The following is an 18,527-nucleotide window of genomic DNA, read 5'->3' as shown; positions in this document are numbered from 1 at the left end:
GTAAATCATGATTATTTCTATGGCCTATCCGACCATGTACATTCACGAGAAAGATATTTTGCGCAGCGCCGCGGAACATCTTCGCAAATTCGGCAGCCGGCTGTTTATTGTCAGCGGCCGCACCGCTTGGCAGCATGCAGGGAACGCTTTGACGGAAAGCTTGCAGGCGGAGAACCTGCCTTATGAGCTGATCATGTTTGGAGGAACCTGCACGTATGCCGAAGCGGACCGCATCCGGTCGTTGATTCCGGAAGGTACGGATCTGCTTGTCGCCGTCGGCGGAGGGCAATGCATGGACACGGTCAAGCTGGCGGGGATTCGCGCTGGGCTGCCTGTCGCCACGATCCCTACGCTTGCTTCAACATGTGCTTCCACCACGCCGCTATCCATTATGTATGACGAGCATCACCGTTTTGTAAAAGGTGAGTATTTTCATTCCTGTCCGATCCTCACCTTGGTCGATACGCTGATTTTAGCGAATGCCCCTTACCGTTATTTGGCTGCCGGGATCGGCGATACGCTTGCCAAATGGTACGAAGCCAATCCGATGAATGAGGGCAAAACGTTAAATCCGCGCACCCGTTTGGGTTTGTCGATCGCCGGGCTGGCACGCGATATGCTGCTTGAATACGGGGAACAAGCGATTGAGGAAAATAAACGAGCCGAAGCGGGAGAAGCCATCAAAAATATCGTTGACGTCAACATTTTATACGCCGGGCTGGTGGGTGGCATCGGGCATTATACATGCCGCGGTTCAGGCGCCCATTCTTTTCATAACGGCATGACGCATTTATCCGGTATTAATCGCACCTATCACGGCGAGCTTGTCGCTTTCGGCATCTTATGCCAGCTGATGCTTGAGCAAAAGCAAGACGAGGTAGCGCGGCTGCTGCCATTTTACCGTAAAGTAGGACTGCCGAGCACAATGGCGGAGCTGCGGATCGAATCGTTAACCGATGCATCTTTGCGTGAAAGCGCCCGGCTAACTTGCGACCCTATACAGGAGATTCATTACCTGCCGCTTGTCGTAAACGAAGACACGGTATATGCCGCTATTGTAGCGGCCGACCAATATGGCAGGGAACATTAATCCTAACTGCGCGATTCGGATACATATTTTTTTGGGTCCCGGGTACATTAGTAAAGATGGGAGAGGAGTGAAGGCATGATTGTCACAACGACATCGGGCATCGAAGGCAAAAAAATCACCGAATATTTAGGTATCGTCAACGGAGAAGCGATCATGGGCGCCAATATCGTGCGCGACTTTTTCGCGTCAATCACGGATATTGTAGGCGGCCGATCCGGAGCTTATGAAAATAAGCTGAAGGAAGCCCGCGACGTATCGCTTGAAGAGATGAAGGCCCAGGCCGCCCAGTTGGGCGCCAATGCGATTATCGGCATCGATATCGATTATGAAGTGGTCCGCGAAGGTATGCTGATGGTAGCCGTCAGCGGGACGGCGGTTAGAATCGTCTAAATTTCGTTTTACCTGCCTCCTTTATGCAACTGCGAAGTTTTTGTGTAGATTTTTTGACCAATCCGCGAATTTATTATGAACAAAATGTGAAAAGTGTGGTATACTGTTGTTTAGAAAGCATTTTCATTAATTTATGGAGTGGATCAGACATGACTACAAAAACGGCATCGGTTGGTAAAGTAGGAGCAAACGGTCGCGATGCGAGCCGCCTTGTTACGATGATGACGGCTGCGGCGTGGGTATTTCTTGGAATTGGGCTTTTGATCAGCCTGTTGAATATTGAACATTTTAGCGACCGCAACACATCCCTTATGGTGGGCATCGGATTTATGGTTGGCAGCGTTCATATTTACGTCATTCGCACTGCGATTCATCTTGTGCTTTCCCGCGCGGCGGCGAAAGCGGAAGAAACATCACATTAACTTATACGATACAAGACATACTACACCCTCTTTGGCCAAGTGCCTAAGAGGGTGATTTTATAATATCAGAATTTATAAGTGTTGAGCGGAGCTCAAGGATTCTGATATTGCAAGAAAAGCATCAGCTAGGACACGAATGTACTTCATCGAAAGTTGCTTCAATCAGAAACTTTTCTTATATGGAGCGGGACCGCTGCTTCTTTTTCTTGTTTTTGTTTTTGTCGTCGCCATGCTCATCGTCTTCTTCTTTTTCTTCTTTTTGCATTTGAAATTCCACGGTTGTTTGACCGGTCAATCTGTCAAACGGCGTATACCGGCTGTCCGGAATTCGCTTGGTAATAAGCACTTTGGTCATAATGTAGATAATTAACACAAATACGGGGACAATTAAAGACAACAGCGTAAGCGCGCCGAAATCTATCATTGTTTTCCTATGTATTGGTCGGCTAGGCTAGGAGGAAGTTTGTAATCTTTAGTATGGGTATATTGGGTAGTGCTGACCTCACCGCTCGGGTTGACTGTAAACGTGATATCGTCTTCTCCTACCGTCACATGAGCCCCGATATATGGAACTACGTGAACCGTCACCAGAAATGCATTGGGTTCTTTGGACGGAGACTCAATTGATATTCGTGTTCCATAATAAGGAGCAAAATGCGGAGGGTTTTTGAGCGTCTTACTGTAATATTGATTGATCTCTTTTGTGATATAAGGCGTAAGTAAGGTAACGGCGAGATCCTCGTACCGCGGTGAGCCTTTCATATTTGCAGGTTCGGCATGCACAGCGGTTGCGGCGGAGAGGAACAGCAGCGGGAGAGTTAGCAGAATGCGCGTTATTTTCATCTAAAAATCTCCTTTATCTTCCGATATATGGTTATAGGTTACCCGATACCGCTGCAAAAATACAATGTCCGGGATGCTGCGAATCAGTTTTCGCAGAACAATATTTTCGCGAGAACAATGTTAAGGAGGAAAGGTATGCTGCATTTCGGTTTGGCTTCTATGTTTTATAAGTATGAGTGGAATTATAATTTTTGGGAGCAAGGAAGGAAAGAAACTGCATGTAAGCGGCTTGAGACGGTATGCTGCAAACGCGACAGTGCTGCGGTGCAGGCGTTAGTCAGCGGCAGCGACGACTTTATGCTGACAGTGAGCCGTGATCCGCTGTTCTGGAAAGGGGGTCCGCTGCCTGTTGCCCGGCTGGAGCTGCAGATGGACGGTGGGGTGCGCGCGGAGGTCAAGCTGATCGGATTAATGGAGGACGACGATAGGGTCAGTAAATCGGATGTGCTGCTGGAGCAAAAGCAGATTTTCGTCGAGCGGCGCAAAATCCAGCAGGTGTGGGTAGAGGTTCATACGGACGAGTCAACTCCGTCCGGAGTATATGAAGGCAAACTGCGTTTGTACATACATGAAATGTTTGAAGAGGAGCGCTGCGTGGAAGAATGCTCGTTTTCCGTCACGGTCAAGGACTGGCTGCTGCCTGAACCGGCCGACTACCGCTTTTACCTCGATTTGTGGCAGCACAATTCAAACATAGCACGCAAGTACGACGTTGAATTATGGTCGGAGGATCATTTTGCGATTTTGGATCATTATTTGCAGGCGTTGGGAGCGCTTGGCGCTAAGGCCGCTTCGGTAGTCGTGTCGGAAATCCCCTGGTCGGGGCAATGGTCTCACCGGGTTCGGCGGCCTTCCGATTTGTTCGAGTATAGCATGATCAAGGTTACTCTCGGATCCGACGACAAGCTCAGCTGCGATTTCTCGGCCATGGACCGGTATATCGGCCTGGCAGCTAAATACGGGATCGACAAGGAGATCGAAGTATTCGGGCTGCTGAGCATTTGGCAGGATCCTGAGGCGGGTTACGGTGCAATTGTGGACGGGGTGCCGGACGGCATGCGAGTCCGCTATTATGACGAAAGCAGGGGCGTTTACGCTTTTATCACTGAGAAGGAACATCTGGCCGAATACATCGCCGCGCTGGAACGGCATTTCGTGGAGGCCGGCTGGATCGAGAAGGTCAGGGTAATGGCCGATGAACCCAGCGATATGGAGCTTTTTCGCAAGAGGGTGGATTTTTTGCGGGAAACCGCGCCGCGGCTGCGTTACAAAATTGCGCTGGACCACGCCGAGTTTATCGAATGCGGCATAAACGAAATCGTGGATTATGTGCCGATTCTTCATTGTGCGGCCGAACAGTTCGAACGGCTCATGGAGCTGCGCAAGACGATACCGGGAAAGCTGATGGCGTATGTGTGCTGCAACCCGGTACGGCCGAATACGCTGCTGGTCTCCCCGCCTCTGGAAAGCCGGCTGCTTCCGTGGCTTGTGGAGAAATGGCAGCTTGACGGACTGCTGCGCTGGAGTTTTACCGCCTGGAGCGACAATCCGCTTTCGGAAGCGTCTTACCGATATCCCGACTGGAAGGCCGGCGATTTGTGCCTTGTTTATCCGGGCAGTAGGGGCAGGCCGCTGCTGTCGCTGCGTTATAAATGGCTGCTGCGCGGCATCCGCGACTTCGAGCTGATGCAAATCCGCAAAGCGGCCGGTCAAGCTGAGACGGTGCAGGCTTTGGTCGACTCCGTGTTTTATTTTGACCACCCGTCTGAACTCAGCCCTTCCTCGCGAAAAAACGGCAAGGAGCTGTACAGCTTGACCCCTGAACATTACGACCGCTTGCTGACACAATAAAGCGCATTCATAAAAAGGGATTCGAATCGTGTATCGATCAAAAGCGAGGGAATTGGGCTGCCAAGCTTAATCCTCGCTTTTTTCAATTTTGGTGATGCAGCGGTGGCTGTTCTCCGACATAAAGTTGCAGAATTCGTCATAAGTGGAAAAACAATGACTCATCTCGTCTATCACGACGATGTAAAGCGTTTGGTGCTGGCCCATAAATCGCACGTCACCTCCTTTAGTCCATATGTATGATGGAGATGTGAATGAAATACGGGCAAGAACGATAAAATATTTCGGTTAAGGACAAGCGCCGCTCACGCCGGTCGGGTGAGATTGCGGCAACTTCGTGACAAAAGTTTTGTCCAACAAAAGGCAAACCGATGACTAATTTGTTAACTGAGGAGAATAATATGTGGAAATCTGTTATGTTAATAGTGAAAGAAATCACATTGTTTCATGAAGCCAGTGACATTGAATTCATAGGGTGGCGGAGGACTTGCTGACGAAGCCAATTTTGCTGGCGCAACCCAGAAAAAACATGAAACAACCTTATGAAGAAAGTTGTTAAGGAGGATCGCCATGCAAAAGCCGAAACAAGTTTTTCGGGCCGCAATTCCGCTGCTTGTGATGTTTATGCTTGCCCTTGTATCGGGCTGCGGAGAACAAATCATCGTGCTCGACCCTAAAGGTCCAATCGGGCAAAGCCAGAAAGATCTGATTTATTTTTCCTCCATCTTGTGCGCGGTCATCTTGGTGCCGGTACTTATCTTAACCGCCTATATCGTCTGGCGTTACCGCGATAAGCCGGAGAACAAAGCGGCCTACCAGCCGAATTGGTCGCACAGTACAACGATGGAAATCGTATGGTGGGGAATTCCTATCATTGTTATCATCATATTGGCCATCACTACCGCACGGTATACGCATCATCTGGAGCCGTCCAAGCCGATCGAATCGGCCCAGAAGCCGGTCGTCATTCAAGCGACGTCGCTGGACTGGAAATGGCTCTTCACATATCCTGAGCTTGGCATAGCGACCGTCAACTCGATCCAAATACCGGAAGGCGTGCCGATTAAGTTCGAGCTTACATCCGATGCGCCGATGAACTCGTTTTGGATTCCGCAGCTGGGCGGACAGATGTACACGATGTCCGGTATGGCGATGACGCTGTTTTTGCAGGCTGACGAACCGGGTACGTATTTCGGGTCTGGAGCCAATTTCAGCGGCGAGCATTTTGCCGATATGCGGTTTGACGTAAAAGCGACAAGTCAGGCTGACTTTGACGCATGGGTTCAGCAGATCAAGAAATCGTCGCCGGGCCTGACGATGGAGACCTACGATGCACTGGCCAAACCGGGCAAATCGGTGAAGCAATATTACTCCTCGTTCCCCGAAGGATTGTTTAATAAAATCGTCACCAAATATGCGGCTGGAGGACAAGGGCACGCCCACGGCTCCCATACGATGGGAAGCGGCCAGACGGACATGGGCTCGTCTTCGCAAACGGGGGGCGATGTCAAGCAGTCTTCTGCGGAGCCAAAAGCTCCGGCACAACCGCAAGCGCAGCAAAAACCTGAGCAGGCCGGGCATCATGCAGGCCACTAGATAATGGAAAGGAAGTAAAAGCCCATGCTGGATCAAATCAAGCATTTCGCATCCTGGTTTTTCGTAACCGGCGACCCGCTTATTCTCGGGGCACAGGTCAGTATCGCCATTGCGATGGTGGCTATCGTCGCCGTGCTTTCGTTTTTTCAAAAATGGGGTTGGCTGTGGCGCGAATGGCTGACAAGCGTCGATCATAAGCGTATCGGCATCATGTATATCATATGCTCCATCCTTATGCTGTTCCGCGGCGGCGTGGATGCGCTGCTGATGCGGCTGCAGCTTGCGGTGCCGAACGCGCAGTTCCTGCAAGCCGATCACTATAACCAAATATTTACGACACATGGCGTCATCATGATTTTGTTTATGGCGATGCCGCTGATGTTTGGTCTTTTTAATATCGTCGTACCGCTGCAAATCGGCGCCCGCGACGTGGCGTATCCGTTCCTGAACTCGCTGAGCTTCTGGATGTTTTTCTGGGGCGCGATGCTGTTTAACGTATCGTTTATTATCGGCGGTTCGCCGGATGCCGGATGGCTTGCGTACCCGCCGCTTTCCGAAGTGTCGCATAGCCCGGGCGTAGGGCAGAACTTCTATATTTGGGGCATTCAAATTTCCGGTATCGGGAGTTTGGCAACAGGCATTAACTTTATCGTGACCATTCTGAAAATGCGCGCCCCAGGCATGAAGCTGATGAAAATGCCGATGTTCACCTGGTCCGTATTTTCGAGCTGCATCATGATCATCTTTGCATTCCCGATTCTGACCGTCACGCTGGCGCTGTTGTTCCTTGACCGTTTTGTCGGCGCGCATTTCTTTACGCTCGACGGCGGCGGCAACCCGATGATGTACATCAACCTGATCTGGATGTGGGGACACCCCGAGGTATACATTGTCGTAGTTCCGGCATTCGGGATTTTTTCCGAGATTGTGGCTACATTTTCCAAAAAGAAGCTGTTTGGCTATAAATCGATGGTATTTGCGATGCTGATTATCAGCGTGCTGTCGTTTTTCACTTGGGCCCATCACTTCTTTACGATGGGTTCGGGTGCGGATGTAAATACATTTTTTGCCATATCCACGATGGCGATTGCGATCCCGACCGGGGTGAAAGTTTTCAACTGGCTGTTTACGATGTTCCGCGGCCGGATTCGATTTAAAACGCCGATGATGTGGACGATTGCGTTTATTCCGTGTTTTGTCGTCGGCGGCATGACCGGGGTGCTGCTTTCCGTGGCGCCGGCGGACTTCCAGTTCCACAACAGCTACTTCCTGATCGCGCATTTCCATCAGGTACTGATCGGCGGCGTCGCTTTTGGTTACTTCGCCGGACTGTATTATTGGTGGCCGAAAATGTTCGGCTTCAAGCTTAACGAGCATCTTGGCAAATGGGCGTTCTGGCTCTGGAATATCGGCTTCTATGTCTGCTTTATGCCGCAATATTTCCTTGGTCTCATGGGGATGACGCGGCGTGTGTACGTGTACGACTTCGATATGGGCTGGGGCCCGCTTAATATGATATCGACAGTCGGCGGTTTCCTGATGGGTATCGGGTTCCTGTTCCAAGTATGGCAAATCGCTCATAGCATCAAGTTTCAAGAAAAAGATACAACCGGCGATCCATGGGACGGCCGCACGTTGGAATGGTCGATTCCGTCTCCCGCTCCGGCTTATAACTTTGCCACGCTGCCGCAAGTGGAGCATGTGGACGATTGGTGGGAACGGAAGCAAGCTCGCTTGAAAGGTACGGCACGCACGCCGAAGATACCGCTGGAGCCGATTCATATGCCGAAAAACTCGGCCATTCCGTTTATCAAATCGGCACTCTGGTTTGTCGCCGGCTTCGGTTTTGTATGGGGCTGGATGTGGATGTCGATTCCGGCGCTTGTAGGTATCGGCATCTGTATGATCACACGCTCGTTCACTTACGATACGGATTATTATATTCCTGTTGATGAAATTGAGCGGACCGAATCCGCATTGAGGGGGGCGAAGGTCTGATGGCACACGCTGCAGCGCATGAACACGCTCATCATGAGCATGAGGATCACGAGTCGCTCAAGACATTCGGGTTCTGGATATTTCTGATTACCGACTGTATTTTGTTCGGTTCCTTATTCGCCACCTATGTGGTGCTTCACGGCAATACCAATGGCGGACCAACGCCGCATGAGCTGTTCAAAATGCCGGGTATTATCGCCGAAACGTTCATCCTTCTTACAAGCAGCTTTACCAGCGGGCTTGCCGTATTGGCAATGCATCAGGGACGCAAAAACCAGTTGATCGGCTGGCTTGTCGTCACCGCGCTGCTTGGCGCCTCTTTTATCGCGCTCGAAGTAACGGAGTTTGTCACGATGGCTGTGCATGAAGGCGCAACAATGAGCACCAGCGCGTTTTTATCCGGATTTTTCGCGCTGGTCGGCACGCACGGGCTTCACGTCTCGCTTGGCCTTGTGTGGATGGTCGGGCTGATGCTGCAGCTTGGCAAAAGAGGCATTACGCCGGTCACCAAACGCAAAGTGGAAGTTCTGAGCTTGTACTGGCATTTTCTCGACGTCGTATGGATTTTCGTCTTTACCGTCGTTTATTTGATGGGGGTGATGTAACGTGGCAGCAAACAACACTTCTTCCCATGAGCATCAAGCATCGCACGGATCGCTCAAGTCGTACGTGATCGGTTTTGCGCTTTCCATCGTGCTGACGATTATCCCGCTAGTCGTAGTGATGAACGGCATGCTGGGCAGGACGGCAACGCTTCTCCTGATCCTGATTATGGCGGTCTTGCAATTTGCGGTGCAGCTGTTTTTCTTCATGCATTTGAAAGATGGGGAAAACGCCCGCTGGAACATGTCCGCTTTGGTACTCGGCATCATCATCCTGCTGACGATTGTCGCCGGATCGATTTGGATTATGACCTACAACCAGGTTGCGCATTAAGCGCGACTTCACGGCCCTCGCCTTGGCGGGGGGCCACTGAAAAAGCAGCGGAGTGAACGAAATCATGCTGGAGAAGCGCCAGCGTTCGCTTTTGTCCCCGAATTTCACCTGCCGCAAGCAGGTACATTCAAGAAATTCGGGGACAATTGGCGATTGTAAGCATGATTCGCTCATGCAGCGTTCACTTTTTCAGTGGCCTCCCCAAGCGGCGGGGGTCTTTTTGCTTTTACCGGGCGTATGTTTTATGAAAAAAATCTGGTGCCAAGCGTCCGGGGACGCCAAATGCTTGATATAATGGACTTACTTACAGCTTTTTACAACCTGCGTTAGGAAGCAGCTTATCAAACGGTGAGAAAGCGAGTGGAGCGGGGATGGAGCATATTGCAGCAGGAAAATGGGAGCTGCCGGATCTTCTGACAGGAAGCGAAGGCGAGCGAATTACGACGCGGGAGCAATGGCAGCTGAGACGGCCCGAGATTCTGGAGTTGTTTCGGCAGCATGTCTACGGCAGAAATGCAATAGACCGGCCGGCTGAGCTGCGGTTTGAAACGGTGGATCGTTCGGACGGATGGATGGACGGCAGAGCGGTAAGGAAACAAATCAACATCGTTTATGAAGGCCCTGGAGGTACGGGGGTCATCCGTTTACTCCTGTTTATTCCTGCGGACATCCATCGGCCAGTACCCGCTTTCCTGCTCATCAACAACCGGGAAGAGGAACATATCGATCCTGACCGTACTATCAAAAGCGCTTTCTGGCCGGCGGAATATATCGTATCCCGCGGTTATGCGGCGGCAGCGTTTCATGTGGCGGATGTCGATCCGGACGACCATGACGGTTTTATAAACGGTGTCCACGGCATATTCGACCCCCCTGGCATTACTCGTGAAGGCGATGCATGGGGAACGATCGCCGCATGGGCTTGGGGAGCAAGCCGCGTGATGGATTATCTCGCAGAAGATCCGGATATCGACGCCAATCGAGTTGCTGTCGTCGGACACTCCAGAGGCGGCAAAACGGCGCTTTGGTGCGGAGCGCAAGATGATCGGTTTGCGATGGTGGTCAGTAACAACTCCGGCTGCGGCGGAGCTGCTGTCAGCAGGGGCAAGCAAGGCGAGACGGTTCAGGCGATCAATGAAAAGTTCCCCCACTGGTTTAGCGGCAATTTCAAAAGCTACAACGGCAAGGAAAACGATTTGCCGGTGGATCAGCACATGCTGCTCGCTCTTGCCGCGCCCCGGCTGCTTTATGTCACCAGCGCTACGGAAGATACATGGGCCGATCCGGATGCGGAATATTGGGCATGCACGCTGGCCAGTCCCGTCTATGAATTGTATGGGCTTAAAGGTTTGGCCGCGGCGGGCCGGCGGGAAAAGCCGGATCCGGGATATCCGCTGCAAGAAGGGCGCATCGCGTACCATCTGAGAGCAGGAAAACACGATTTGACCGAATACGATTGGTCGTGTTTCATCGATGCTGCGGACCGGCATCTACAGTAAATGGATCCGTTTATGCGGGCAGTGCCGCCGCTTGCCGTCCATGTCCCGAAATGGGCATGGCGGCATTTTTGCGTGGCGCGATTACAAAGGTTCCTCATGAATCTTGACACTCAGCACAAAGCCGATAGCTAGCATGTTGGTGAGCAGCGAGCTGCCGCCATAGCTGACAAAAGGCAGCGCGATCCCCGTAAGTGGCATCAGGCCGGTATGCATCGCCACATTTTCGAAAATTTGCAGCGTAAACATCGAAATAACGCCCACGATCAAATATTTGCCTTCATCGTCCCTGGTATCCACGGCAATACGGATCATCCGGTAGATCAGAATAAAATAAAGCATAAACAAAGCGGAAGCGCCAAGAAACCCGAACTCCTCGCCGATCACCACAAAAATCGAATCCGCGTAATCGTAAGGGATAAACCCTCCTTGAACCATTCTGCCGTGCCGGAAGCCTTCCCCCATCAATTGGCCAAACGATATGGCTTTAATCGAGTTCAGCACATGCCAGCTGTTATTGGCGTCCAAGGTGGGGTCGAGAAAGGTCTGGATTCGGTGCAGCTGGTGCGGTTTGACGATTTTGGAGAACAAGGCAAAATTGTAAAAGTACAACGCGGTCACGCTGGCCACCACCACAGCAACGGCACTCAGCCCGGCGATCAGATGTTTCCACTCGATATTTCCGATCCACATCATGCCGATAAAAATCGCCAAAAACACGATGGAGGTACCCAGATCGGGCTGCTGGAGTACGATGAAAAAAGGTACGGCAACAAGCGCGCCAAGGGGCAGCAAATCATTTGTCAAACGCAGAGAATGCCCGTTGCGGGTTTTGAGCCATTTGGACAAAACCAGAATAATAAACAGCTTCATCAGCTCGGAGGGCTGGAAGGCCATCACCTTCAGGTCGATCCAGCGCTGCGAACCGTTAATATTCATCCCTTTAAAAACGACAAACAGCAGCAGTAAAATCCCCACGCCGTATAAGATATAAGACAAGTGCTGGACTATGATACGGTAATCGAACAACGCTACAAGGATCAACGGCACGAACAGGACGGCAAATGTAACGATATTGTTGATATGAATGCCGGCAAAACTGGTGCCTTGCGTTGCGCTATAAATAACCGCCGTGCTCATTCCCATAAAAACGAGCAGAATCATCAATATGGGGACGTCGATTCGTTTAATTTTGTTCAGCATGACCCATCCACTCTTTCATTTCAGTATCTCATCTAGAGAAGCCTTTTTAAGAATACTAGGTTAGCATCATAATGTACAGGCTGGCAACTAAGAATATTCACCTCCATACGGGGGGGCTTTGTTTACCATCCTGAACGTTATATAATGATACTTATTCATTCTTGCGCCGCGGCGGAGAAAGTAATTGAAGAGGTGGATTATGAAGGCGTATCTGGAATTGCTTAACGATATATTGGAGCATGGCGTGCGGAAAGAAGACCGTACCGGTACCGGCACGATCTCCGTTTTCGGAAGACAGCTGCGGTTTGATCTGCGGCAGGGGTTTCCGCTGCTTACAACGAAAAAACTGCACATCAAATCGATCGTTCACGAACTGTTATGGTTTTTGAGCGGAGAAACGAACGTTCGTTACCTCCAGGAGAACGGCGTGACCATCTGGGACGAGTGGGCCGACGAACAAGGCAATCTCGGCCGGGTGTACGGCGCGCAGTGGCGTACCTGGCTTGGCCCGAACGGGCAAGTTGTCGATCAGATCGCCAATGTGGTGCAGCAAATCAAGAAAAATCCGGACTCGCGGCGGCATATGGTCAGCGCGTGGAATCCGGCCGAAGTGGACGGCATGGCGCTGCCTCCTTGCCATTATGCAATGCAGTTTTATGTTGCGGACGGGCATTTGTCGTGTATGTTCCAGATGAGGTCGGTCGATACGTTCCTCGGCTTGCCGTTCAACATTGCTTCTTATGCGCTGCTGACACATATGATTGCGGAGCAGTGCGGGCTGGAAGCCGGAGAGCTGATTTGGACCGGCGGCGATGTGCACATTTACTTAAACCATCTGGAGCAAGTAAAGCGCCAGCTGACACGGGAACCATATCCGCTGCCAACGCTGCATATTCGAAGAAAACCGGATTCCATCTTCGATTACGTATTCGAGGATTTCGAAATCGCCGGTTATCAGTCTCATCCCGGGATCAAAGCGCCGATTGCGATTTAAACGTTAACGTTAAAATAAAATATAAAAAGAGCTTCCTCAGGAGATGGGACGGTCAGACTTTTCCGTCGGCGGGGAGGCTCTTTTTTCAATGGGCCTGAACCGATGTCAGGCTGTCGGAGGGAATGTATGGAGAAACGGCAACGCAATCAAGTGCTTGTTGTAGAAGACGATGACAATATCAGACGGTTTATCACGATAAATTTGGAGCGAAATGACTTTCAGGTTACGGAAGCGGCATGGGGGACGGCAGGGCTGGACAAGCTGGCTGCAAACCGGCCCGATGCCGTGGTGCTGGACATCATGCTCCCCGATATGGACGGATTTGAGTTCTGCAGGAGGCTCAGAGAAATCGACCGCGATATTGTCATCATCTTTTTGACGGCGCGGGGTCAAGATTTGGACAAAATCAAAGGGCTGGAGCTTGGTGCCGACGATTATATCGTCAAGCCGTTTAATCCGCTGGAGCTTGTCGCCCGGATCCGCACGGTGTTGCGCCGTACCCGGAGAACGGCTGAGGAGCGGCCGGGAAACATCCTTGAATCCGGCTGCATCCGGCTTGATCTCGACGCCAACCAGCTGTACAAGAAGGGCGAACTAATCGAGTTAACGCGCAAAGAGTATTTCATGGCGAAAACGTTTATAGAAAATCAGGGTAAAACGCTGTCCAGAAACGAGCTGCTTAACTTCATCTGGGGGGAAGATTTTTTCGGCGATACAAAAACGGTCGATGTGCATGTGCGCAAGCTGAGAGAGAAGCTGGAGGATGATTGTGCGCATCCGCGTCTGATCGAAACGGTGTGGGGACTGGGTTACCGCTGGAGAAAGGGCGATTGATTTGCTGGGAATTCAAAAAAGACTGGTTGGCAGTTATTTGATCGTCATTTTTATTACGGTGGCGATTCTGGAAACTTTGCTGATCGGATTCGTGAAGTATTACTACTACTCCAACATCGAGCGCATTTTGCTGAACCAGGCGGAGCTGTCCGCCTCGTTTTTTCAGCAGTATTTTGCCGATGAGGAGCTCGAAAAACAGTCCGGGCGATTGTTGAACGGATTTTCCCAGCATTCGTCCGCACAGGTTCAAATCGTAAGCCGATCGGGAGTGCTGCTGCAGGATTCCACGGGCCGGCAAACCGGGGCCGATATGTCGTTGTACCCGGATGTGCAGGAGGCCTGCAGCGGAAGCGCCGGTATCTGGGAAGGGAAACTTCCGGCTACCGGTGAATCGGTGCTTGCGGTATCGTATCCGCTGAAGGCGCATGATACGACGGTGGGGGTAGTGCGGTTTGTTACCTCGCTGACCGAAACAACGGAAGCGATCCGGCAAATATCGGTCATTTTTATCGTGTCCGGGCTCGTGGTCATCGTGATTGTAGCGGTGCTCAGCCTGCTGCTGTCGCGGACGATTACCGGTTCCATCACGAAATTGAAGCAGGCTGCGGAGAAAATGGCCGAAGGCGATTTTTCCGTCAAAGCGGAAAAAACATACCGGGATGAGTTGGGGACACTTGCAGATACGTTAAATACGATGGCTGCCAAAATCGTACAGAACGAAAAGCTGAAAAGCGAGTTTATCGCCGCCGTTTCCCATGAGCTGCGTACGCCGTTGACGTCGATCAAAGGTTGGGTGGTCACCTTACAAACGGGTACAGACGGCGGCAAGGCTCTTTTGGATGACGGATTGGAAATCATCGACGCGGAAACCGACAGGTTAACGCAGCTGGTGGACGAACTTCTCGATTTCTCCAAATTGGATAACGGACAAATGACATTGAACCGTGTCCCTCTGCAGCTATCCGACTTGCTGCAGCATATCGGCAAACAGCTCTCCCCGCGAGCGGCAAGACAAAACATTGACCTGGAGGTAAGGGTAAGCGGCAATCTGCCGGTCATCTATGCCGATGAAAACCGTCTGAAGCAGGTGCTCATCAATCTAATCGATAACTCGCTTAAATTCACGAATTCCGGAGGTTCGATCAAAGTACATGCGTATTCGATGCAAGGGCAAGTGATTGTTTCTGTCGAGGATAACGGTTCGGGAATTGCGGAGAACGAATTGGCTCGCGTATTCCAGAAGTTTTACCGTGGCAGCGGGGAAGCGGTCGGCAGCGGATTGGGTTTGACCATATCGGAGGAGATTATCCGGCTTCATCAAGGTCGGCTGAACATGAAAAGCGAGCTGGGCAAAGGAACAAAAGTCGAGTTTTGTCTGCCGTATGAACCGTTGGCGGCACATAAAATTTAACCTTTTCATAACCTTTTGCGGCCGGAAAACAGTTAAAATCTAGCTGAAGGCATAAGGAGGGAGTCGCGATGTACCGCAAGCTGCTGGGAATCTGCATTATTGCAGCGGTATTGCTGTGGATGAGCGGATGCGGCATACCGAAAGCGCCGATCGATCTGATTCACGCGCCTGCCATCGAAACAAGCATAAACGAAGATCAATTCAGCAAGATCATCCGTGGCTTGCTGCCGGATGGAGCCCACGTTGTAGTGACCGACCGCTTGAAAGGAAACAATGGCGTGCTTTATGGCGATGTGGACGGGGACGGCATCGACGAAGCGCTGGTCGTATACGAGGAGAAGCGGACCGATGACAAAGCGTTAAGGGCCGCTCTGCTGAAACAGAACAATAAAGAATGGCGCATTGTCTGGAAGATGGCCGGTTCCGGATATGGCATCGATTATGCCGGATTTGCCGACGTGACCAAGGACGGCGCACCCGATCTTATTTTGGGCTGGTCTTTGGGGGCGGGAGAAAACGGCATGGATATCTATGAATGGAAAAACAACACGTTACGTTTGTGGGGCAAAAAAGGGTATTACGGGCAGTTCGATTTGGAGAAATTGTTATAGCCTTTCACGGGCAATCCCATTCAAAAGTGCCGATGCTTGCCGTTGTCCATAACTAGGCAAAATGTGCGACTCTCTCTTGCGGGAGAGTTTTTTTCTAGATCTATGGAGGGTGGGGAGCGCTTTGGAGGGTACGATAAGAGGCCGTCCGGACTTTTTGCTGTTGTTCGTAACGGTATTGCTGGTTGGTTTCGGTCTTGTGATGATTTTCAGCGCGAGTTCCCCTAAAGCGCTTTTCAATCATGCCAGTCCCTGGTATTTCGTATTGAAACAGGGCACTTTTGCCATGATCGGTTTATTTCTCATGTTTTTATTTATGAGTCTCCCATTTTCCGTCTGGAAAAAAGCAGCCCCCGTCCTGTTGATCTCCTCGCTGCTGCTGCTGGTACTTGTTCTAATCGGCGGAGTGAACATCAATGGGGCCAAACGGTGGTTTGTCGTGGCCGGCTTTAACTTTCAGCCCGCGGAATGGACCAAGCTGTCGCTGATCGTTTATTTATCCGCTTTGATCAGCAAAAAAGGCGAGCGGATCAAAAAATTTCGGGACGGCTTGCTTCCGATTCTGATTATCGTTGGTTCGATCCTGCTGCTTGTTATGAAACAACCGGATTTCGGCACCGTGTTAATCCTCGTTTCGATTTCCACGGTCATACTAATTGTCGGCGGCATGGCGTGGAGTCATCTTCTTCTGCTCAGCACCGGATTTGCGCCGGTAATGGCCTATTTAGCAATCAGCCAAAGCTACCGCTTGAAAAGGATGAACTCGTTTCTGAATCCGTTTGACGATCAGACCGGCGCGGGTTATCAGCTGATTCAATCTTTATATGCATTAGCTCACGGACGGCTTACAGGCACCGGTATAGGAGGAAGTGTGCAAAAACTGTTTTATTTGCCGGAAGCTCATACGGACTTTATTTTCGCCGTCGTCGGAGAGGAAATCGGCTTCGCCGGGGCTTCCCTGCTGTTTATCGTTTTTTATCTGTTTATATGGCGCGGGTTTACGGCGGCGGTCCGCAGCGCCGATCCGTTTGGCGCCATGCTTGGTATGGGCATCGTGGCGATGATCTGCATCCAACTGCTGCTCAATCTGGGAGCCGTGACGGGCAGTCTGCCTATCACCGGCGTGCCGCTGCCGTTTATCAGCTACGGCGGGTCCTCGCTTATATTATGCATGGCGAGCACGGGGATACTGCTGAGCATCTCCCGCGACAACAACAGAAGACTTCATGAAGAATCAAAAAAGTAGGGGGTGCTGCAACATGCATCTTTTGCCGCATGTACCGGATCTCATGTTTCAAGAACCACGCAACAACCGCCGGAATCCCGATCAGATCATATCACCATAACATGATGATGGTACATAAGGATAAGCGCTCTTCAAAGGCCGGGGTGCTGCAACGGGTACTGCTGCTGTCGCTTGCCGCCATGCAACCGGCAAGTCACCGGTTGATCTGGCTTATGGCACTTGCGGTCACCGGACTTTTCCTTGCGGGAATTATGGGGCCTTTTATCGCTTCGCTGGATTGGTTTGCCCTGCTGACTTTATTTATTCCCGTTGTGCCGGGCATACCGGGTAACCACGAACTTCAGTCGATGCCGGAGGCCGCCGGAAGCAGGGCAGGATCGCTTGCGGGCAGCAGGGGGAATGTGATTGGCCGGGAATTGGGAGGCGGCGGATTTGTAGGAGGCGTATGCGGATTAGCCGCGTCGCTGCTGCTGACCCTGCTATTTCAATTACCGCTGCAAGCCGGAATTGCTGTCGGTCTGGCGTTATGGATTTCCATTATGTTCGGGACGATCATAAGCGCCGTTCTCCCGCTCCTTTTCCAACGGTTGGGAAAGAAACGGGGGGCCGCATCAGGACCGGCTGCGGCGGCGGTCAGCGGTAGTATCGCGCTGCTGATTTATTTCGGTGTCGGGTATTTGCTTTCAGGCGTCTAACACGCTCCGTTGAGGATAAGTTATATTAAAAACAAATTTTCATAGTAGGATGGGAGAACTGCACATGGACTTTATTCAAACCGTCATTTTTGCCATTATTCAAGGTATTACCGAGCTGTTTCCGATCAGCAGCGTGGCGCATGGAGTATTGACACCATATGTGTTCCACTGGCAATTGGATCCCGAATTTCTCAAAGAGCACTTCTTGCCGTATGTCGTAATGCTCCATCTGGGGACGGCTGTTGCTTTGCTGCTCTTCTTTGGCCGCGATTGGCTCGGGATGCTGCGATCTTTGTTTGCAGGTGGAGGGACGCGTTCAAGGAAGGTGCTGTGGCTTGTTGTGGCCGGAACGATTCCCGCGGCGGTGATCGGGTTGTTGTTGGAAAAAACGTTAAGGCATCTTTTCAGCAGCGTGACAAGCGCCGCCATTTTTCTTATCGTCAACGGGATTTTGCTCTATTTCGGCGAGAAAGCGGCCGGCAAGGGCAGCAAAGAAATCGAAGATTTAAAGCTGGGACAAGCTTTTGTCATCGGGTTGTTTCAGTCTCTGGCGCTTGTTCCGGGGTTCTCGAGATCGGGATCGAGTATAACCGCCGGCTTCTGGATGGGACTCAAACATGAGGCCTCCGCGCGTTTCTCCCTGCTGCTGGCGACTCCGATTATTGTCGGAGCGAGTATTCTGGAGGTCCCCAAATTAAAGACAGGCATGCAAGGATTGCTCGGCATGTCGATTGTCGGGGGGATTTTATCGGGGGTGTTCGCTTTAATTGCCGTATGGGTCATGATGAAATGGTTTAAAAAACACGAATTTCAGGCGATGAGGCCTTTTGCTTATTACTGCTGGATTGTTGGCGCGCTTGTTCTTTTATCGATCTACATGTTTTGAGAAGGCGGTTTCAATTGAATTGCCGTCCAAC

At 51.2% G+C, this 18,527-nt stretch carries 20 protein-coding genes; 16 read left to right on the top strand and 4 right to left on the bottom strand.

What is annotated here, in order from left to right:
- Positions 1-7: 7 nt before the first annotated feature.
- The 3 genes from EYB31_RS31480 (at position 8) to EYB31_RS31470 (ending at position 1,902) form a co-directional block, all read left to right on the top strand.
- Positions 8-1,090 carry an iron-containing alcohol dehydrogenase family protein gene (locus EYB31_RS31480; RefSeq protein WP_131017468.1) on the top strand — a complete coding sequence of 361 codons (1,083 nt, stop codon included), beginning with the start codon at positions 8-10 and terminating at the stop codon, positions 1,088-1,090.
- A gap of 75 nt (positions 1,091-1,165) precedes the next feature.
- Positions 1,166-1,480, top strand: coding sequence for a YbjQ family protein (locus EYB31_RS31475; RefSeq protein WP_131017467.1), 315 nt, complete (start codon positions 1,166-1,168; stop codon positions 1,478-1,480).
- 149 nt (positions 1,481-1,629) lie between these two features.
- Positions 1,630-1,902, top strand: coding sequence for a hypothetical protein (locus EYB31_RS31470; RefSeq protein ID WP_131017466.1), 273 nt, complete (start codon positions 1,630-1,632; stop codon positions 1,900-1,902).
- Between the two features lie 175 nt (positions 1,903-2,077).
- Here EYB31_RS31470 and EYB31_RS31465 read toward each other — a convergent pair whose 3' ends face one another.
- Together EYB31_RS31465 and EYB31_RS31460 are read right to left on the bottom strand one after the other, a co-directional pair.
- A complete protein-coding gene (locus tag EYB31_RS31465; RefSeq protein WP_131017465.1) occupies positions 2,078-2,326 on the bottom strand; it encodes a DUF3951 domain-containing protein in 249 nt (82 codons plus the stop codon).
- Positions 2,323-2,745, bottom strand: a complete 423-nt coding sequence (locus EYB31_RS31460) for a DUF3888 domain-containing protein (protein WP_131017464.1) — start codon at positions 2,743-2,745, stop codon at positions 2,323-2,325. Before EYB31_RS31460 ends, EYB31_RS31465 begins: the two co-directional genes overlap by 4 nt.
- Before the next feature lie 135 nt (positions 2,746-2,880).
- On the opposite strand from EYB31_RS31460, the gene EYB31_RS31455 reads away from it, so the two are divergent.
- Complete coding sequence (locus tag EYB31_RS31455; protein WP_240763083.1) at positions 2,881-4,596, top strand: DUF4091 domain-containing protein; 1,716 nt, start codon at positions 2,881-2,883, stop codon at positions 4,594-4,596.
- A gap of 66 nt (positions 4,597-4,662) precedes the next feature.
- On the opposite strand, the gene EYB31_RS40450 is transcribed toward EYB31_RS31455, so the two are convergent.
- Positions 4,663-4,800, bottom strand: coding sequence for a hypothetical protein (locus tag EYB31_RS40450; protein WP_165452713.1), 138 nt, complete (start codon positions 4,798-4,800; stop codon positions 4,663-4,665).
- A gap of 363 nt (positions 4,801-5,163) precedes the next feature.
- On the opposite strand from EYB31_RS40450, the gene cyoA reads away from it, so the two are divergent.
- From cyoA to EYB31_RS31430, 5 genes are all read left to right on the top strand, one after another.
- Positions 5,164-6,189, top strand: coding sequence for a ubiquinol oxidase subunit II (gene cyoA, locus EYB31_RS31450; RefSeq protein WP_131017463.1), 1,026 nt, complete (start codon positions 5,164-5,166; stop codon positions 6,187-6,189).
- 24 nt (positions 6,190-6,213) lie between these two features.
- Complete coding sequence (locus EYB31_RS31445) at positions 6,214-8,187, top strand: cbb3-type cytochrome c oxidase subunit I (RefSeq protein WP_131017462.1); 1,974 nt, start codon at positions 6,214-6,216, stop codon at positions 8,185-8,187.
- Positions 8,187-8,792 (top strand): cytochrome o ubiquinol oxidase subunit III, encoded by a 606-nt coding sequence (gene cyoC, locus EYB31_RS31440; RefSeq protein ID WP_131017461.1) that lies wholly within the window; start codon positions 8,187-8,189, stop codon positions 8,790-8,792. The genes EYB31_RS31445 and cyoC overlap by 1 nt, the downstream gene beginning before the upstream one ends.
- Before the next feature lies 1 nt (position 8,793).
- Entirely contained in the window at positions 8,794-9,123 is a 330-nt protein-coding gene (cyoD, locus tag EYB31_RS31435) for a cytochrome o ubiquinol oxidase subunit IV (protein WP_131017460.1), read from the top strand.
- A 371-nt stretch (positions 9,124-9,494) separates the two neighbouring features.
- On the top strand, positions 9,495-10,622 hold the full coding sequence (locus EYB31_RS31430) for an alpha/beta hydrolase family protein (RefSeq protein WP_131017459.1): 1,128 nt from the start codon (positions 9,495-9,497) through the stop codon (positions 10,620-10,622).
- 81 nt (positions 10,623-10,703) lie between these two features.
- On the opposite strand, the gene EYB31_RS31425 is transcribed toward EYB31_RS31430, so the two are convergent.
- Positions 10,704-11,822 (bottom strand): FtsW/RodA/SpoVE family cell cycle protein, encoded by a 1,119-nt coding sequence (locus tag EYB31_RS31425; RefSeq protein ID WP_131017458.1) that lies wholly within the window; start codon positions 11,820-11,822, stop codon positions 10,704-10,706.
- A gap of 199 nt (positions 11,823-12,021) precedes the next feature.
- Between EYB31_RS31425 and EYB31_RS31420 the strand changes: the two genes are divergently transcribed.
- The 7 genes from EYB31_RS31420 to EYB31_RS31390 all read left to right on the top strand — a co-directional run bounded on the left by EYB31_RS31420 (position 12,022) and on the right by EYB31_RS31390 (position 18,496).
- Positions 12,022-12,816 carry a thymidylate synthase gene (locus EYB31_RS31420; protein WP_131017457.1) on the top strand — a complete coding sequence of 265 codons (795 nt, stop codon included), beginning with the start codon at positions 12,022-12,024 and terminating at the stop codon, positions 12,814-12,816.
- A 126-nt stretch (positions 12,817-12,942) separates the two neighbouring features.
- Entirely contained in the window at positions 12,943-13,650 is a 708-nt protein-coding gene (locus tag EYB31_RS31415; protein WP_131017456.1) for a response regulator transcription factor, read from the top strand.
- Position 13,651: 1 nt separating this feature from the next.
- Entirely contained in the window at positions 13,652-15,061 is a 1,410-nt protein-coding gene (locus EYB31_RS31410; protein WP_240763081.1) for a sensor histidine kinase, read from the top strand.
- A gap of 68 nt (positions 15,062-15,129) precedes the next feature.
- A complete protein-coding gene (locus EYB31_RS31405; protein WP_131017455.1) occupies positions 15,130-15,672 on the top strand; it encodes an FG-GAP repeat domain-containing protein in 543 nt (180 codons plus the stop codon).
- Between the two features lie 121 nt (positions 15,673-15,793).
- Positions 15,794-16,915, top strand: coding sequence for a putative lipid II flippase FtsW (gene ftsW, locus EYB31_RS31400; RefSeq protein ID WP_131017454.1), 1,122 nt, complete (start codon positions 15,794-15,796; stop codon positions 16,913-16,915).
- Between the two features lie 101 nt (positions 16,916-17,016).
- Positions 17,017-17,610: a magnesium transporter gene (locus EYB31_RS31395; protein ID WP_165452712.1), complete on the top strand. Its 594-nt coding sequence runs from the start codon at positions 17,017-17,019 to the stop codon at positions 17,608-17,610.
- Between the two features lie 64 nt (positions 17,611-17,674).
- Positions 17,675-18,496 (top strand): undecaprenyl-diphosphate phosphatase, encoded by an 822-nt coding sequence (locus tag EYB31_RS31390; protein ID WP_131017452.1) that lies wholly within the window; start codon positions 17,675-17,677, stop codon positions 18,494-18,496.
- Positions 18,497-18,527 lie beyond the last annotated feature (31 nt).

It is taken from the genome of Paenibacillus thalictri (genome assembly GCF_004307995.1).
GTDB classification, from domain to species: Bacteria; Bacillota; Bacilli; order Paenibacillales; family NBRC-103111; genus Paenibacillus_AF; species Paenibacillus_AF thalictri.
This window is presented reverse-complemented; position numbering and strand designations above follow the sequence as displayed.

Coding starts and splice junctions, on each gene's coding strand:
- cyoC (WP_131017461.1), top strand. CDS start 8,187: ATGGCACACGCTGCAGCGCATGAACACGCTCATCATGAGCATGAGGAT.
- EYB31_RS31455 (WP_240763083.1), top strand. CDS start 2,881: ATGCTGCATTTCGGTTTGGCTTCTATGTTTTATAAGTATGAGTGGAAT.
- cyoA (WP_131017463.1), top strand. CDS start 5,164: ATGCAAAAGCCGAAACAAGTTTTTCGGGCCGCAATTCCGCTGCTTGTG.
- EYB31_RS31390 (WP_131017452.1), top strand. CDS start 17,675: ATGGACTTTATTCAAACCGTCATTTTTGCCATTATTCAAGGTATTACC.
- EYB31_RS31430 (WP_131017459.1), top strand. CDS start 9,495: ATGGAGCATATTGCAGCAGGAAAATGGGAGCTGCCGGATCTTCTGACA.
- EYB31_RS31405 (WP_131017455.1), top strand. CDS start 15,130: ATGTACCGCAAGCTGCTGGGAATCTGCATTATTGCAGCGGTATTGCTG.
- EYB31_RS31480 (WP_131017468.1), top strand. CDS start 8: ATGATTATTTCTATGGCCTATCCGACCATGTACATTCACGAGAAAGAT.
- EYB31_RS31460 (WP_131017464.1), bottom strand. CDS start 2,745: ATGAAAATAACGCGCATTCTGCTAACTCTCCCGCTGCTGTTCCTCTCC.
- EYB31_RS31445 (WP_131017462.1), top strand. CDS start 6,214: ATGCTGGATCAAATCAAGCATTTCGCATCCTGGTTTTTCGTAACCGGC.
- EYB31_RS31420 (WP_131017457.1), top strand. CDS start 12,022: ATGAAGGCGTATCTGGAATTGCTTAACGATATATTGGAGCATGGCGTG.
- EYB31_RS40450 (WP_165452713.1), bottom strand. CDS start 4,800: ATGGGCCAGCACCAAACGCTTTACATCGTCGTGATAGACGAGATGAGT.
- EYB31_RS31470 (WP_131017466.1), top strand. CDS start 1,630: ATGACTACAAAAACGGCATCGGTTGGTAAAGTAGGAGCAAACGGTCGC.
- EYB31_RS31465 (WP_131017465.1), bottom strand. CDS start 2,326: ATGATAGATTTCGGCGCGCTTACGCTGTTGTCTTTAATTGTCCCCGTA.
- EYB31_RS31425 (WP_131017458.1), bottom strand. CDS start 11,822: ATGCTGAACAAAATTAAACGAATCGACGTCCCCATATTGATGATTCTG.
- EYB31_RS31415 (WP_131017456.1), top strand. CDS start 12,943: ATGGAGAAACGGCAACGCAATCAAGTGCTTGTTGTAGAAGACGATGAC.
- EYB31_RS31475 (WP_131017467.1), top strand. CDS start 1,166: ATGATTGTCACAACGACATCGGGCATCGAAGGCAAAAAAATCACCGAA.
- EYB31_RS31395 (WP_165452712.1), top strand. CDS start 17,017: ATGATGATGGTACATAAGGATAAGCGCTCTTCAAAGGCCGGGGTGCTG.